Raw genomic sequence first — 14,351 nt, forward strand, 5'->3', positions numbered from 1 at the left:
CGCAATCGTTCATTGCTCCCGCTCCATGAGACGGCACTCTGTGAGTTGAAGGTCAATCTTCAATTTTGCCAAGAGCAACGAGGAGACCAATTCCTCAGTCAAGAAGAGTTTATGACGAACGATCTCCTCAACCCATAAATCTGGGCCATCCAGAGCGGCAGAGGAGAGCGCGACATCGCCGTCTTTGGCCCAGGAATTGATTTTCCAGATCTCGCTTCCCGTTTCCTTGTTCGAGACGAGCAACTCCACACTCTTGCTTTCGGTCGGAAGGAACGTCCTTTTTCTTGCTCCGAGATTGATATAGTAGAATTTTTCTTCGATCGGCGTTTTCAGATCATCTTGGCATATCTGGAATGGAACAAGGCTACCACTGCCGAGATCGAATCGCGCCAGCACCTCCGCCAAGCGTTCTCTCGCGGCAAAAAAACGACCAGCGATAAACAGATCTCCTACAAGCTTAAATCGCTTCTTGTCGAATACAGCGATTGCTTCTGGAAGATCATGGCGCCCTAGCGCGTAGCCCTGCGTATGCCTTTGCATAGCCGCAAAGACTTTTTCACTCTCGCTCGATTCATGCCGCGCCGGTTCCCAGTCCTCCCCCAGGAATTTAGCTCGGAGTCCTTGCTTGTAACCGATGCGGTAGTCTTCCATCACGCTACTGAACCAGACTCTGTTGCTCATGCAGCTCTCCTCGCTAACTTCATCCGTGGATGCCGCGCCTTGTAACCGAACAATCGGGATTGCGAATAGGTCTCAGAAGTCCTGGACTTCGTCATCGTGCTAGCCAGACCAGTCGGAAGCTAAGACGGATTGGCGAAAGCTCAGCCGCATTCTCAAGAAGGGATTTCCAACCGCTCATAGGCTTAGCGCTTTCCTTCATTGGGAGTTGCTTATCCTGCCTTGCCCCACCGTCCGCACCTTCATCCTCTCCAACACGTCGGGATCGACGAGCTGGCTCACGATCGGGTGGATGCGGATGGGCTTGTCCTTCACGACCTGCTTGAAGTTCGCGAGCACCGCGATGGCGGCTTTTTTGGAGGGGGAGCTGACGTCGAGCAGCCAATGGGTGTCGCCGCTGGCCCAGTCGTCGGGCTTGAGGCGGATCGGGAAGACGCGGGCGGCCATTTTCGCGACAGTGCACTCAACAACAGCGGACGGGATGGCGGGCGCAAATGGCGCCGCCATCCGCACTGAGTGAGTAGTTTTCCGCAATACCAGAAGAGACGGAAGTAGCAGTTCGGCTGCGTCGGTCATCGCTAAGTACCGTCTGTTTCAATCATGCTCGTACGATACGGCTTGAAAATTCCTGCTTTGGACGTAACGCCACCCAAATTCGTTTGATCGGCTCTGATCTCGTCCAACCAGGGAGCGCTGATTTCGAGTCTTGTCAGCAACGGCGCGTCGGGCGCGACCTCGATCGTGACGGATTGCAATTCGACCTTGGCACCGATCACGCGGGAAAATTCTTCCGGGCAGATCTGCTGCGCCCGCTCGTAGGGCTGGCCAGGCGGAAACCAGATGAAGGCGGGGTAGGAATCCTCTGTTAGGTCACGCTTGCCCTCACGGAGATGCGCGAGCGTTGCCGGCTCTGTGCTGAACTTTCCTGGCAACGAATCTGCCGTGAGCGGTTGCTTGCAGGCCAGCCCATGCTCCTTCCTGCGGGTGGCCCATTCCCTGACATTGTATGCCATCGCCGCGACCAGCATGCCGTATTGGCCGAGGTCGACAACCGGGGCAACGCCCTTCACGATGGCGTAGGTCGTTTCACCGGTCCCCCAAGAGGCTCCTCCCTTCCAGTAATGCACCGAGATGATGCTGGAGCCCGACTTTCCGGCTCCATTGATGCTGACCGAGAAGGCAAGCCGATAACGAAAGGTGGCATCGCTCCTGCCGCAAGCCGACAGCAGCGATGCCAAACTTCCTGCTAGAAGTGCCAGTAGAGTGCGTCGTGCCATCATCCTGCTTTTCCCGCCGACGATTCGTCATCAACATCCGCAGCAACCACACCTCTGCGGTGCAGTCGCCGACTCAGTTCCGCTCTTCCTTTGCCTGTGCTTTGCTAACTACCTTGACCTTCATCTTAGCGTTCCACGCGCGCGTCGCGGAAAACTCCCGTAGCACGATCTTCCTGGCGAATCGACAGACGCGAGGCCCCGCCATCGGCGGGGTCTCTGCTTCACGCCAGGCAACTCAACCACCGGCTGCCGCCGCGTGCTGCGCGGCCATCTCGGCATCCGCCGCGGTGACGCGCTGGAACGCCGCGCGCGACGTGATGCGCTCGGCATAGCGGGTGAAGACGTCCTTGCGGGGCACGATGCCGAACATCATGGTCCAGTTCAGCGCGATGCCCCACAGGATGTCCGCGGTGGTCATGCGCTCGCCGAGCAAATAGGGTCCCTTGGCGAGCTGCTGCTCCAGGGCGCCGAGCATCGTGTCGTAGTCGGCGTAGGGCGACTGCGTGACGGGCGCCGGCTCGCGCTTCATGAAGTGGTCGATGACCGCCGGCTCGAACGAGGAGCCGTAATAGGCGATCCAGCGCAGATAGGGCCCGCGCCTGACATCGTCGAGCGCGGGCGTCAGCCCGGCCTCGGGAAACAGATCGGCGAGATAGATGAAGATCGCGACCTGCTCGGTCACGATCTGGCCGCGATGGCCAACCGTCGGCACCTTGCCGAGCGGGTTGATCGCCAGGAACTCCGGCTTGCGCTGCTCGCCGGCCTTCATGTTGAGGACGTGGAGATCATAGGGCGCGCCGAGCTCCTCAAGCAGGACGCGCGCTCCGGCGGCGCGGGACTGCGGCGAATAATACAGCGTGATCTTGTCGTCGGTGGTCATGATGGTTCCTCCCGTGGCCGGCTGTGATGCCGGGCTTGTCGCACACCATACCTGACAACCCGTGTCAGGTATGATTTAAGAAGCGCATGCGCGCGAGCCGGTTGCTGTCCATCCTCACGACGTTGCAGGCCAAGGGCCAGGCCACCGCGCCCGAGCTGGCCGAGGCGTGCGAGGTCTCGGTGCGCACGATCTATCGCGACATTGACGCGCTCGCGGCGGCGGGCATCCCGGTCTATGCCGAGCGCGGGGCCGAGGGCGGGTTCCGCCTGCTCGACGGCTATCGCGTGCGGCTGAACGGATTGTCCCCGGCGGAAACCGACGCGCTGTTCATGGCCGGCCTGCCCGGGCCAGCCGCCGCGCTCGGCCTCGATGCGCTGAGCACGGCGCAGACCAAGCTGGTCGCAGCGCTGCCGCAGAGCCTGCGTGCCAATGCCGGCCGCATGCAGGCGCGTTTCCATCTCGATGCGCCCGGCTGGTTCGGCGAGGCCGAGGAGCCGCCGCATCTGCGCGCCATTGCGGATGCGCTGCTCGCCGACCGGCTGGTCGACATCCGCTATCAGAGCTGGCGTGCCGAAAAGCGCCGCCGCGTCGCGCCGCTCGGGCTCGTGCTCAAGGGCGGCAGCTGGTATCTCGCAGGGAAGGTCGAGCGCAGCGTGCGCACCTACCGGGTGGCGCGGATCCTCGACTGCACCGTGACGGACGAGAGCTTCGCACGGCCTCCCGCGTTCGATCTCGCCGCGCATTGGCGGGCCGCGACCGAGCGGCTGGAAGCGGAGCTGCATCCGAACATCGCGACCGTGCGGCTGTCGCCGCTCGGCGTGAAATTGCTGGAGGTGTGGAGCCAGCCTTATGTGCGAGCGCGCACGCGTCTTGCGGATGACGCCGATGCCGATGGCTGGCGCATCGCGACCATTCCAACCGGCACGACGCTGTGGCACGCGGCCGGCGAGCTGCTGCGCTTCGGCCCCGAGGCCGACGTGCTCGACCCACCCGAGCTGCGCGCCAAGATGGCCGAGCTGGCGCAGGCGATGGCGAGGCGGTACGACGTGTCTGCGACGACGGAGTAGGTTGCGAGCAAACCGACCTATCCGCGTCATTGCGAGCGCAGCGAAGCAATCCAGGGCTCAGCAAGGACTCTGGATTGCTTCGCTGCGCTCGCAATGACCGGGTGAGAGCGGTGCAAAACAATGTCGAGATGGCGTGAGCTACAGCACCACCGGCGCATCGGGCAGCTCGTTCGTCTCGCCGGCGTGCGGGGGATAGTGCCTGGCGAGCTCGCGTGAGGCCGCGGCGATGCCGTAGATCGTGCCCTGCTCGAAACGGCCCTGGCGAAACTCCGCCTCCATCGCCCGGCAGATTGTCTCCCAGCCCGCCGCGCCGACCTTTGCATGGATACCGCGGTCGGCGATGATCTCGACGTCGCGATCGGCCAGCAGCAGATAGATCAGGACGCCGTTGTTGTGCGCGGTGTCCCAGATCCGCAACTGCGAGAAGATGTCGAGCGCGCGCTCGCGCGGCGGCTGGTTGCGCCACAGCGGCTGGCCGTCGAGCGCGCCTTCGACGACGAAGCGCAGCTGGCCGGCATGGGTGCGCTCGCCGTCCTTGATCGCCTGCTCGATGCGCACGAGCACGGCGGGCGTGAAGATCCGCTTCAGCTGCCAGTGGTGATGCAGAAGGTGCCGTCCGATCCGCCTGATGCCCATGGTCGCGCGCCCCGTTCTCACCAGCTGCCCGAGGCGCCGCCGCCGCCAAAACTGCCGCCGCCGCCGGAGAAGCTGCCGCTGTCGCTCGAGCTGCCGCTGCTCCAGCCTGATGACGACGAGCCGCTCGACCAGCCGCCGCGGCGGCCTGATGACGACGGCATCGTCGCGGGCAAGCCGCCGGCGATGAAGGCGATGACGATGCCGGCGACGCTGGACAGCAGCGCCAGCGTCATCGATCCGACCAGGACCCAGGCCAGAATTCCCATCGCGCCGCCGGTCGCCAGCGAGCCCAGCAGCCGGCCGAACAGCGTGCGCAGCACGCCGCCGAGGAAGATCGCACCGAAGAAGGCGACCGGCGCGTATGAGACGATGGAATCGATGTCGAGATCGACGCCATGCGACGCCTGCGGCTGCGGCGCCGGCAGAGCCTCGCCATTGATCACGCCAATGATGCGATCGACCCCGGCGTCGATGCCGCCGGCGAAATCGCCGCTGCGGAACCTCGGCGTGATGACCTCGTCGATGATGCGGCGGGCGGTGACGTCGGTGAGGCTGCCTTCGAGGCCGTAGCCGACCTCGATGCGAAGCTTGCGGTCGTTCTTGGCGACCACCAGCAGCGCGCCGTCGTCGACCTTCTTGCGGCCGATCTTCCAGGCTTCGGCAACGCGGATCGTGAACTGCTCGATCGCCTCCGGCTGCGTCGTCGGCACGATCAGCACCGCGACCTGGCTGCCCTTGCGGGTCTCCAGATCCCTCAGCTTCTGCGTCAGGCTGGCGATATCGGACGAGGACAGCGTGCCGGTCTGATCGACGACGCGGCCTGTGAGTTGCGGCACCGCGACGTCGGCCAGCACCATTGTGGCGAGGCAGACGAGCAACGTCGCAAGCAGCGCCTTGACGGCCGAGCGCACGCGCAAGATCGGATGCTCCGGCTATTTGGCGGGCGCTGGCGACGGCGCGTTGAAGTCGACCTTCGGCGCGACCGAGATCTCACGCTCGTTCTCGACCGTGAAGTTGGCCTTCTCCTTGTAGCCGAACGCCATCGCGGTCAGATTGTTCGGGAAGGTGCGGATGCCGACGTTATACTCCTGCACCGACTTGATGTAGCGGTTGCGCGCCACCGTGATGCGGTTCTCGGTGCCTTCGAGCTGGGACATCAGGTCGCGGAACAGCGCATCCGATTTCAGCTGCGGATAGTTTTCGGTCACGACCAGCAGCCGCGACAGCGCGCTGCTCAATTCACCCTGGGCGGCCTGGAACTTCTGCAGCGCAGCGGGATCGTTGACGACGTCGGGCGTGGCCTGCACGCTGCCGACCTTGGCGCGGGCGTTGGTGACGCCGAGCAGCACGTCCTTTTCCTGCTGGGCAAAGCCCTTGACGCTGTTGACCAGGTTGGGAACCAGATCGGCGCGGCGCTGGTACTGGTTGACCACCTCGGACCAGGCCGCCTTGACCTGCTCGTCATTGGTCTGGATGGCGTTGTAGCCGCAATTGGTCAGGCTCAGCGTCATGAGCGCCGCCAGCACGGTCAGCAATCTCCGCATCGCAATTTCCCCCTTCGGCCGACCGCGCCCGGGAACTTTGTCCGGGCGCGGCGTTGCCTTCGCAAGGTGAGATAGGCGACATCGCGGCAAAATGAAAGGCTGCGGATCGCAGCGTTGCGTCGCGGCTGCCTCAGCGCGTGACGGTGCTGCTGCGGCTGACGGTGCCGCCATTGGGCCCGGTGGTCGTTCCGGTATGGGTGCAGGTGCCGCCGGCGCAGGACGTCTCGCCGCTGTTGGTCACGACGCGGCCGCGCGGGCCGGTGTAGGTGCCGCCATGGCTGCGGCTGCAGCTGCCGCCGACACAGCCGCCCGAGGCGGAGGTCGACCACGTGCCGCCGCGCGGACCCATGCCGCCGCCGCTGCGCGTCCAGGCATTTGCGCCCGAGGTGCCCAGGGCCATCACCATGGCGCCGATCGCGACAGCCGCGAATGAGGTCCGAACTGAAAGCATCTGTCTCTCCTGTTACGTCACCACCGCCTCATGGCGTAGACGGAGCATCACCCACCAAGTTTGCGGGCGGTTTGCAGGAAGGGGCGACAGTGTAACGTTTTGTAACGGTCCTCCGGGCGGGGTTGCCCGGCACAACGAGGTGTTCTTAAAGCTATCAGCATGGACCAGCGGCCCCATCTCCTGATCATCGAGGACGACATCGAGATCCGCAGCCTGCTGCGCGACCATCTCGCGCGCGAAGGTTTTCGCGTCGATGTCGGCGACGGCGGCGCGGCGCTGGACCGGTTTCGCAACACCTTCGGCGATCCTGATCTCGTCGTGCTCGACATCATGCTGCCGGGCGAGGATGGACTTTCCATTTGCCGCCGGCTGCGCGCGACCTCGCGGGTGCCGATCCTGATGCTGACGGCCAAGGGCGACGAGATCGACCGCATCGTCGGGCTCGAGATGGGCGCCGACGACTACCTGCCAAAGCCGTTCAGCCCGCGCGAACTGGTGGCGCGCATCCGCGCCATCCTGCGCCGCGCCGAGCCGGCGCCGCTGGAAAACCGCCGCTTCCTCGTCAATGCGAAGCTCACGGTCGATCTCGACAAGCGCGAGATCGCGCATGCGGAGGAAGGGCCGCTGCCGCTGACCAGCGCCGAGTTCGAGCTGCTCGGCTGCTTCCTGGTCAGGCCCAACCGCGTGCTGTCGCGCGAGCAGCTGATGGACTGGACCCGCGGCCGGCAGGCCGATCCGCTCGACCGCACCATCGACGTGCAGGTCAGCCGGCTGCGCAAGAAGATCGAGCGCGAGGGCGAGGACGAGCTGATCAAGACGGTGCGCAGCGCCGGCTACATCTTCACCGGCTCGGTCAAGGAGCTTTAAGCCGTGCTCGGGCGTCTCGGCTTCGCCGGCCGGCTGATGGCCATCGTGCTGTTCGCGCTGATTGCGCTGTGGGCGGTCGGCCTCGGCTGGCTGTTCCTGAGCGAATCGCGCGAGGACATCTTCAGGCGGCTGTTTCCGGTCCCTGAGCAGGTCAGCGCCATCGTCCAGCTGATCGAGAGCGCCGGGCCGGCAGATCGTCCCCTGGTCCTGAAGGCGGTGAGCAGCGAACGTCTCCAGGTCACGCTGACGCAGGAGCGGCCCGAGGCCTCCGCGGAGGCCGTGCGCCGGCCGCTCGCCGAACAATTCCTGACGTTATATCTGCAGTCGCTGCAGCCGCGCGACGTGATCGTGCTGAGGCCCCGCGCCGGGCTGCCGCGCTGGCGCGACTGGCACATCGGCGACAATTGGCGCAACGTCGGCCGCTCGGTACGTTTTGCCGTGTCGCTGCGCGACCACGGCTACCTCGTGTTCGAAGCCAGCGGTGTCACCGGTCGACGCCTTCTCGGCCTGCCGCCCGGCTTCGGCGTCGGCCTGCTCGGCGCGCTGATCGGCATGGCCGCCGTGATCGCGATCGCGCGCGAGGCGCGCCCCTTGCGCCAGCTCAGCCAGTCGCTCGGCCAGTTCAGCAGCGATGCGACCGCGGTTCACGTGAAGCCGGCGGGCGCGCCGGAGATCCGCAGGCTGATCACGGCCGTGAACGACATGCAGACCCGCATCTCCGAGCTGGTGCGCGGCCGCACGCTGCTGCTCGGCGCGGTGTCGCACGATCTCAAGACCTACATCACCCGGCTGCGGCTGCGCGTCGAGCGCCTGCCCGAGGAGGAGCAGCGCGACAAGGCCGCCGCCGACCTGGACGAGATGACACGCCTGCTGGAGGACGCCCTCGCTGTATCCCGCGGCGGCTTCGCCGCGATCCAGCGGCAGCCGGTCGATCTCAAGGCTCTGCTCGCGGAGATCGTCGAGGACCGGCGCCAGAGCGGAGCGCGCATCCAGGCCGAGCTCGGCCATGGACCGCTGAACGTTCTGGCCGAGCCGACGGCGCTGCGGCGCCTGTTCATCAATCTGATCGAGAATGCGCTGCGCTTCGCGACACGCTGCACCGTGCGACAACTGCCCGGCCGCGAGGTCGTGATCGCGATCGACGACGACGGCCCGGGAATTCCGCCAGACGCCCGCAACGCGGTGTTCGAGCCATTCTTCCGGCTCGATAATTCCCGCAGCCGCAGCACCGGCGGCAGCGGGCTGGGTCTCGCCATCGTCAAGCAGATCGCCGACGCGCATGGCGCGAGCCTCGATCTGTCGACCTCGCCCGAAGGCGGCCTGCGGATGCGCATCGCATTTCCTTCCGATGCGTCGGTTCGGTGAAGCGATCTCTCTCGGCACGGGTGCTGCAACCTCTCCCCGCCCTTTGCGGCAGGGCTATCGCATATGACCAATCTAAGTTTTTCGCGAAACCGTCTCCACATCGTCATGCCCGGGCTTGTCCCGGCCATGACGGCGTGGAAACAGACGAGCACAACACTTCGATCGTCAAATCGATAGCCCCGCCCTTTGCGGGGAGAGGTCGGATTGCGCAGCAATCCGGGTGGGCATGGCACATCCGGAGTCAGGATCAAGGTCCATCGGACGGGCACGACGACTACGCCTCCGATGGAAACCATGGGGGCGTGTCCCCTATCAAGTTTGCGCAGATGGCGAGAATTAGTTCGCAGTAGAACAGCTGCACCGCCCGTGCCGCTGCCCCTCACCCCGACCCTCTCCCCGTGAAGAACGGGGAGAGGGAGCCTACCGTGGTCGCGGTATCCGAGACGCTCAGCTGCCCTTGCGGTCGCGCAGCTGGGTCACGAACATGTCTTGCCAGCTCGCCGGCTTGACCTTGATCGAACCGACGCCGTGCATGAACTCGGCGATCTTCAGCACGCCTTCCGGCGTCGACGAGAACCAGGTGTCCTTGTCCTGGAGCATCTCCAGCACCTCCTCCTTGGTGGTCTTCACCTTGGCGGTGCGGGCGTAGATCTCGGCGGCGGCGGCCTTGTCGTTGGCGATCAGCGTGCAGGCCTCGTCAAGCGCATCGAGGAAGGCCTGCACGACCTTGGGATTCGCATCGACGAACCGCTTGGGGGCGAACACCACGTCCATCGTCAGCCGTCCGAGCACGTCGGCGGAATTCGCGACGCGATGGATCTTGGAATCCTTGAGCTCGATGTAGGAGAACGGCGGCGAGGTGAAATGCGCCGTGATCTCGGTCTTGCCCGAGACCAGCGCCGCCACCGCTTCCGGATGCGGCAGGCCGACCGTCATCGGATCGAGCTTGGCGTAGTTCTCCTTGCCGAACTCCTGCGCCGCCATCATCTGCAGCATGACAGCCGACAGCGAGGTCTTGATGCCCGGCAGCGCGATCTTGTCACTGGACTTGAAATCCTTCAGCGACTTGATCTCCGGGTTGTTGCTGTTCATCCACAGCGAGGTCGAGGAGAGGCCGCTGACGCCGACCACCTCCACCGCCGGAATGCCCTTGGCCTTGGCCCACAGCGTGATGAAGCCGGGCGCGCCGGTGCCGGCGATGTCGAGCGAGCCCGCCATCATCGCATCGTTGATGATGTTGCCGCCGTCGAGCAGCTGCCAGCTCACCTTGAACGGACCGAGCCCGGCCTTCTCGGCCTGCTTCTCCATCAGCTTCTGATCCTCCATCACGATCAGCGGCAGATAGAGGATGCCGTAGCCCTTGGAGAGGCGGATCTCCTTGACTTCGGCCTGTGCGGCGGTGGTGGCGAGCAGCGTGGCGAGGCTGATCGCGGCGACGATTGATTTGCTCCAGGACATGGTCGTCTCCCTTGTTGTTATGGTTATAGCCGAATTCAGTGCTGCATGCCCCAGCGCCGCACCGTCTTGCGCTCGATCGTCGCAAACACGACGTTCTCGACCACGAGGCCGATGAAGATCACCGTGAACAGGCCGGCGAACACGTTGGCCGTCTCCAGCTGGTTGCGGTTCTCGAAGATGAACCAGCCGAGCCCGCCCGAGCCCGAGGACACGCCGAACACCAGCTCGGCCGCGATCAGGGTACGCCAGGCGAAGGCCCAGCCCACTTTGAGACCGGTGAGGATCGCCGGGAATGCGGCGGGGATCAGGATGAAGCGCACCAGCTTCAGCCCGCGCAGGCCGTAGTTCAGGCCGACCATGCGCAGCGTGTTGGAGACCGAGCGGAAGCCCGAATGGGTGTTGAGCGCGATAGCCCACAGCACCGAATGCACCAGCACGAAGATGATGCTGCCCTTGCCGAGACCAAACCAGATCAGCGCCAGCGGCAGCAATGCGATCGCCGGCAGCGGGTTGAACATCGAGGTCAGCGCCTCCAGCATGTCGGCGCCGATCCGCGAGCCGATCGCGATCGTGGTCAGCACCGCAGCGAGCGCAATGCCGACGCCGTAGCCGATCAGCAGCGTCTCCAGCGACACCAGGGTGCGCGCCGGGATGACGCCGTTGCCGATGTTCTCGAAGAACGCGGACAGCGTGTCGGTGAAGGTGGGAAACAGCAAGGGATTGCCGAGCCACAGGCCATAGGCCTGCCACAGCGCGGCCAGCGCCACCAGGATGATGGCCTTGCGGACCGCACCGATGTGGTAGATGCGCTCGATGATGGACAGGCTCGCCTCGACCTTGATGTCGCCGAGGGGCGTGTCTGCATTGACGATTTCGGGGCGCAGTGCCAGCGTCTCGCTCATGATCTCTCTCCCGTCCCTCAGTGGTGGCCGAACAGCATGTCGTTGATGCGCGCCTCGAGCGCGACCTGCTCGGGCGAGCCCATCGTGCCCGGCGGCACGCTGTTGAGCTCGGCGCGGACGCGGCCCGGATGCGGCGACAGCAGCAGGATGCGCGAGCCGATCTTGATCGCCTCCTCGATCGAATGCGTCACGAACAGCACGGTGAAGCGGGTGTCCTGCCACAATTGCAAGAGCTCATCCTGCATCTTGCGCCGGGTCAGCGCGTCGAGCGCCGCGAACGGCTCATCCATCAAGAGCACGTCCGGCTCCATCGCCATGCCCCTGGCGATCGCGACGCGCTGCTTCATGCCGCCCGACAGCATGTGCGGATAGGAGTCGATGAACTTGGTGAGGCCGACCTTGTCGATATAGGATTTGGCGCGCTCGTTGGCCTCGGCCGTGCCGAGCCGGCCGCTGGCGGTCAGCGCGAACACGACGTTCTCGCGCACCGTCTTCCAGGGCAGCAGCTGGTCGAACTCCTGGAACACCATCATGCGGTCCGGCCCAGGCTCGGTGACGTCGTGACCCTTGAGCCGGATGCGGCCTTCGGTCGGCTTCAGATAGCCGCCGATCGCCTTGAGAAGGGTGGATTTGCCGCAACCGGAGGGCCCGAGCAGCACGAAACGGTCGGAATCGAAGACCTTGAAATCGACGCGATAGGTCGCCGTGACCAGCGTATCCGGCGTCTTGTACTGGAGCGTGACGCCCTCGACGGAGAGCAGTGGCTCGAACTGAGACGGCGATTGATGGACAGTCATACGTCCTCCCCTCCTTGATGTTGCAGTGCGAAATTTCGCTTGGTGCACTTCGGCGTCCTTATTCGAAGTGATAGAGGAGAAGACTGACGCGAACCTGACTCCGAGGCGGACAACGAGACCTTGCGCATCCTGCTGGTGGAAGACACGCCCGAGATCGGCGCCGCCGTGACCAGCCGGTTCGAACGGATCGGCTATGCCGTCGACTGGGAGAAGGACGGCCGCACTGCGAGCGAGCTGCTCGAGGTGCAGACCTATGACCTGATCGTGCTCGACGTGATGCTGCCCAACATGGACGGTTTTGCCGTGCTCAAGCACTTGCGCAAGCGCGGCCTGCGTACGCCGGTGCTGGTGCTGACCGCGCGCTCCGCGGTCGACGACCGGATCGGCGCGCTCGACCTCGGCGCCGACGACTATCTGATCAAGCCGTTCGACTATCGCGAGCTGGATGCGCGTGCCCGCGCGCTGCTGCGGCGGGCGGCCGGCCAGTCCGACAATCTGCTGACGCTCGGGCCGCTGGTGATCGACCGCGCCGGCCGCACCGCGAGCGTCGCCGGCCAGCCGCTCGATCTGACTCGGCGCGAGCTGACCGTACTGGAAATCCTGGCGGCGCGTCCCGGGCGCTACGTCGCCAAGGAGGAGCTCGTCGAGCAATTGTTCAGCTTCGACCAGGACCCGAGCCCGAACGCCGTCGAGCAGTTCATCGCGCGGCTTCGCCGCAAGCTGGCGGCGACATCCGTCGAGATCAAGACAGAGCGCGGCCTTGGCTATCAGCTCCACGCTTCGTGACATCAGGGCCTCGCTGCGCGCGCGCCTCCTGATCGCGATCGGCGCGATCCTGGCGGTCGGCGCCGTCGTGCTGAGCCTGGCCGCCTGGCAATATGCCGCCACCGCCGCGCGCGATGCCTATGACAAGCTGATCGCCGGCGGCGCCGTGCAGATCGCCGAGAACGTCTACATGCATGGCGGCGTCGTGACGCTCGATCCGCCGGCGGCGGCGTTCGCGACGCTGTCGGCGTATGACCTCGTGTTCTACCGGGTCACCGATCCGCGCGGCGTGGTCGTTGCCGGCTATGACGACCTCGCCATGACCGTGCCCGCCGCGGCGCTGCGCGAAGGCGTCGTTCTGCGCGACGGCGTCTATCGCGACCAGGCAGTGCGCATCGCAGCCGTGGCGCGGCGGCTCGACGGCGCCCCCGGCGACGGCTGGAGCACGATCGTGCTGGCGCAGACCCTGCGCGCCCGCGACGCGCTGACCTGGGATCTCGCCTCCAAGGCGATCGGCCTGATCGCGGCGATGAGCCTGCTGGCCCTGGTCGCAACCGCGCTGTGCCTTCGCCTCGTGTTCGCGCCGCTGACGCGGATCGAGGCCGAGATCGTCAAGCGCCGGCCGGATGATCTGAGCCCGATCGCCATGACGCCGCCGCGCGAGGTGCGCGCGCTGGTCGGCGCCATCGACGGCTTCATGCAGCGCCTGTCCGAGCGCATCAGCCTGATGCAGCGCTTCATCGCCGACGCCACCCATCAGCTGCGCACGCCGCTCGCGGCGATCGACGCCGAGGTGGAGCTGTTGACGGATCAGACCAAAGATCCGAAGGCGCTCGACCGGCTACGCAGCCGCATCACAGACCTCGCCCGCCTCACCAGCCAGTTGCTCGACCACGCCATGATCCAGCACCGAGCCCAGGCGCCGCGCTTCGTCGCGACCGACATCAATGCGTTGGCAAAGTCGGTGTTGTCGCAGAGCGTGCCGCTGTCGCTCGACCGCGAGGTCTCCGTCAGCTTCGTGCCGTCAGACGAGGACGTTGTGATCGCGGTCGACGCGATCAGCGTGCGCGAGGCGCTCGCCAATCTCATCCACAACGCGCTGGCGCATGGCGCGAAGACGCGGCTGATGGTGCGGGTGGAGAAAACGGCAACGCGGGTCGCGATCATCGTCTGGGATGACGGGCCGGGCATCGCGGCGGAGGCGCAACAACGCTCATTGTCGCCGTTCCAGAAGGGCGACGCCTCCCGCGGCTCCGGCCTCGGGCTCGCGATCGCCGCCGAGGTCGCGCAGGCGCATGGGGGCAGCTTGCGGTTTGTCGGCGGCGCAGGGGATTTCAGCGTAAGGCTGGAGCTGCCGGTCGCCGATCAAGCACTGGAGCCAACTTGACGAACCAGAGCAGCTTGTATCCGAGCTGAAGCAACGATGACGGTGGCCTCCCCTCCCCCTTGCGGGGAGGGGTCGGGGGTGGGGGTCCGCGAGTCATGCTGTCAATGAGGGGCCCCCAACGAGAGCACCGATCCGCGCCCCCCAATTGAGGCACGCGGCCTGGACGCTCTAACAACTCACAAACAACTCAAATATCCAGGTCGCTCACAAGTCAGTTCAGCACCCGGTCCGACCGGGTTGATCCCTGACATTTTGGACCGGGCTGATCCCTGACAAT

At 65.3% G+C, this 14,351-nt stretch carries 16 protein-coding genes; 5 read left to right on the forward strand and 11 right to left on the reverse strand.

Translation table 11 applies throughout. The features are described 5' to 3' along the window. Positions 1–9: 9 nt before the first annotated feature. From QQL87_RS35210 to QQL87_RS35225, 4 genes are all read right to left on the reverse strand, one after another. Complete coding sequence (locus QQL87_RS35210) at positions 10–681, reverse strand: hypothetical protein (protein ID WP_284423687.1); 672 nt, start codon at positions 679–681, stop codon at positions 10–12. Between the two features lie 195 nt (positions 682–876). Then, positions 877–1,254, reverse strand: a complete 378-nt coding sequence (locus QQL87_RS35215; protein ID WP_284423686.1) for a hypothetical protein — start codon at positions 1,252–1,254, stop codon at positions 877–879. A gap of 2 nt (positions 1,255–1,256) precedes the next feature. After that, positions 1,257–1,958 (reverse strand): hypothetical protein, encoded by a 702-nt coding sequence (locus QQL87_RS35220; protein ID WP_284423685.1) that lies wholly within the window; start codon positions 1,956–1,958, stop codon positions 1,257–1,259. 232 nt (positions 1,959–2,190) lie between these two features. Beyond that, positions 2,191–2,835, reverse strand: a complete 645-nt coding sequence (locus QQL87_RS35225; RefSeq protein ID WP_284423684.1) for a glutathione S-transferase family protein — start codon at positions 2,833–2,835, stop codon at positions 2,191–2,193. 86 nt (positions 2,836–2,921) lie between these two features. On the opposite strand from QQL87_RS35225, the gene QQL87_RS35230 reads away from it, so the two are divergent. Continuing rightward, positions 2,922–3,902: a helix-turn-helix transcriptional regulator gene (locus tag QQL87_RS35230; protein ID WP_284423683.1), complete on the forward strand. Its 981-nt coding sequence runs from the start codon at positions 2,922–2,924 to the stop codon at positions 3,900–3,902. Between the two features lie 138 nt (positions 3,903–4,040). Here the strand turns inward: QQL87_RS35230 and QQL87_RS35235 are convergent, their stop codons facing one another. The 4 genes from QQL87_RS35235 to QQL87_RS35250 all read right to left on the reverse strand — a co-directional run bounded on the left by QQL87_RS35235 (position 4,041) and on the right by QQL87_RS35250 (position 6,482). Continuing rightward, the gene (locus tag QQL87_RS35235; RefSeq protein WP_284423682.1) at positions 4,041–4,538 is read right to left on the reverse strand and encodes a TPM domain-containing protein; all 498 of its coding nucleotides are present in this window, start codon (positions 4,536–4,538) and stop codon (positions 4,041–4,043) included. 17 nt (positions 4,539–4,555) lie between these two features. Continuing rightward, entirely contained in the window at positions 4,556–5,395 is an 840-nt protein-coding gene (locus tag QQL87_RS35240) for a TPM domain-containing protein (RefSeq protein WP_502871253.1), read from the reverse strand. 75 nt (positions 5,396–5,470) lie between these two features. Continuing rightward, complete coding sequence (locus tag QQL87_RS35245; protein ID WP_284423680.1) at positions 5,471–6,082, reverse strand: LemA family protein; 612 nt, start codon at positions 6,080–6,082, stop codon at positions 5,471–5,473. Between the two features lie 130 nt (positions 6,083–6,212). Further along, positions 6,213–6,482 (reverse strand): hypothetical protein, encoded by a 270-nt coding sequence (locus QQL87_RS35250; RefSeq protein ID WP_284423702.1) that lies wholly within the window; start codon positions 6,480–6,482, stop codon positions 6,213–6,215. Between the two features lie 210 nt (positions 6,483–6,692). Here QQL87_RS35250 and QQL87_RS35255 point away from each other — a divergent pair, with 210 nt between their 5' ends. Beyond that, positions 6,693–7,400, forward strand: a complete 708-nt coding sequence (locus QQL87_RS35255; protein ID WP_284423679.1) for a response regulator — start codon at positions 6,693–6,695, stop codon at positions 7,398–7,400. 3 nt (positions 7,401–7,403) lie between these two features. After that, positions 7,404–8,765, forward strand: a complete 1,362-nt coding sequence (locus QQL87_RS35260) for an ATP-binding protein (RefSeq protein ID WP_284423678.1) — start codon at positions 7,404–7,406, stop codon at positions 8,763–8,765. A 447-nt stretch (positions 8,766–9,212) separates the two neighbouring features. Here the strand turns inward: QQL87_RS35260 and QQL87_RS35265 are convergent, their stop codons facing one another. The 3 genes from QQL87_RS35265 to QQL87_RS35275 are packed head-to-tail and all read right to left on the reverse strand — an operon-like array spanning position 9,213 to position 11,922. Next, on the reverse strand, positions 9,213–10,223 hold the full coding sequence (locus QQL87_RS35265; RefSeq protein WP_284423677.1) for an ABC transporter substrate-binding protein: 1,011 nt from the start codon (positions 10,221–10,223) through the stop codon (positions 9,213–9,215). A gap of 35 nt (positions 10,224–10,258) precedes the next feature. Beyond that, positions 10,259–11,125: an ABC transporter permease gene (locus QQL87_RS35270; RefSeq protein ID WP_284423676.1), complete on the reverse strand. Its 867-nt coding sequence runs from the start codon at positions 11,123–11,125 to the stop codon at positions 10,259–10,261. Between the two features lie 17 nt (positions 11,126–11,142). Beyond that, positions 11,143–11,922 carry an ABC transporter ATP-binding protein gene (locus QQL87_RS35275; RefSeq protein ID WP_284423675.1) on the reverse strand — a complete coding sequence of 260 codons (780 nt, stop codon included), beginning with the start codon at positions 11,920–11,922 and terminating at the stop codon, positions 11,143–11,145. Positions 11,923–12,042: 120 nt separating this feature from the next. Here QQL87_RS35275 and QQL87_RS35280 point away from each other — a divergent pair, with 120 nt between their 5' ends. Then, positions 12,043–12,708: a response regulator transcription factor gene (locus QQL87_RS35280; RefSeq protein ID WP_284423674.1), complete on the forward strand. Its 666-nt coding sequence runs from the start codon at positions 12,043–12,045 to the stop codon at positions 12,706–12,708. Continuing rightward, complete coding sequence (locus tag QQL87_RS35285; protein WP_284423673.1) at positions 12,683–14,074, forward strand: sensor histidine kinase; 1,392 nt, start codon at positions 12,683–12,685, stop codon at positions 14,072–14,074. The genes QQL87_RS35280 and QQL87_RS35285 overlap by 26 nt, the downstream gene beginning before the upstream one ends. The last annotated feature ends 277 nt before the right edge of the window (positions 14,075–14,351 follow it).

The organism is Bradyrhizobium sp. SSBR45G (assembly GCF_030159255.1).
GTDB lineage: Bacteria > Pseudomonadota > Alphaproteobacteria > Rhizobiales > Xanthobacteraceae > Bradyrhizobium.

Bases quoted from the DNA above. Each gene is read 5' to 3' on its own strand.
- QQL87_RS35210 (WP_284423687.1), bottom strand. From the start codon at position 681: ATGAGCAACAGAGTCTGGTTCAGTAGCGTGATGGAAGACTACCGCATC.
- QQL87_RS35215 (WP_284423686.1), bottom strand. From the start codon at position 1,254: ATGACCGACGCAGCCGAACTGCTACTTCCGTCTCTTCTGGTATTGCGG.
- QQL87_RS35220 (WP_284423685.1), bottom strand. From the start codon at position 1,958: ATGATGGCACGACGCACTCTACTGGCACTTCTAGCAGGAAGTTTGGCA.
- QQL87_RS35225 (WP_284423684.1), bottom strand. From the start codon at position 2,835: ATGACCACCGACGACAAGATCACGCTGTATTATTCGCCGCAGTCCCGC.
- QQL87_RS35230 (WP_284423683.1), top strand. From the start codon at position 2,922: ATGCGCGCGAGCCGGTTGCTGTCCATCCTCACGACGTTGCAGGCCAAG.
- QQL87_RS35235 (WP_284423682.1), bottom strand. From the start codon at position 4,538: ATGGGCATCAGGCGGATCGGACGGCACCTTCTGCATCACCACTGGCAG.
- QQL87_RS35240 (WP_502871253.1), bottom strand. From the start codon at position 5,395: ATGGTGCTGGCCGACGTCGCGGTGCCGCAACTCACAGGCCGCGTCGTC.
- QQL87_RS35245 (WP_284423680.1), bottom strand. From the start codon at position 6,082: ATGCGGAGATTGCTGACCGTGCTGGCGGCGCTCATGACGCTGAGCCTG.
- QQL87_RS35250 (WP_284423702.1), bottom strand. From the start codon at position 6,482: ATGGCCCTGGGCACCTCGGGCGCAAATGCCTGGACGCGCAGCGGCGGC.
- QQL87_RS35255 (WP_284423679.1), top strand. From the start codon at position 6,693: ATGGACCAGCGGCCCCATCTCCTGATCATCGAGGACGACATCGAGATC.
- QQL87_RS35265 (WP_284423677.1), bottom strand. From the start codon at position 10,223: ATGTCCTGGAGCAAATCAATCGTCGCCGCGATCAGCCTCGCCACGCTG.
- QQL87_RS35270 (WP_284423676.1), bottom strand. From the start codon at position 11,125: ATGAGCGAGACGCTGGCACTGCGCCCCGAAATCGTCAATGCAGACACG.
- QQL87_RS35275 (WP_284423675.1), bottom strand. From the start codon at position 11,922: ATGACTGTCCATCAATCGCCGTCTCAGTTCGAGCCACTGCTCTCCGTC.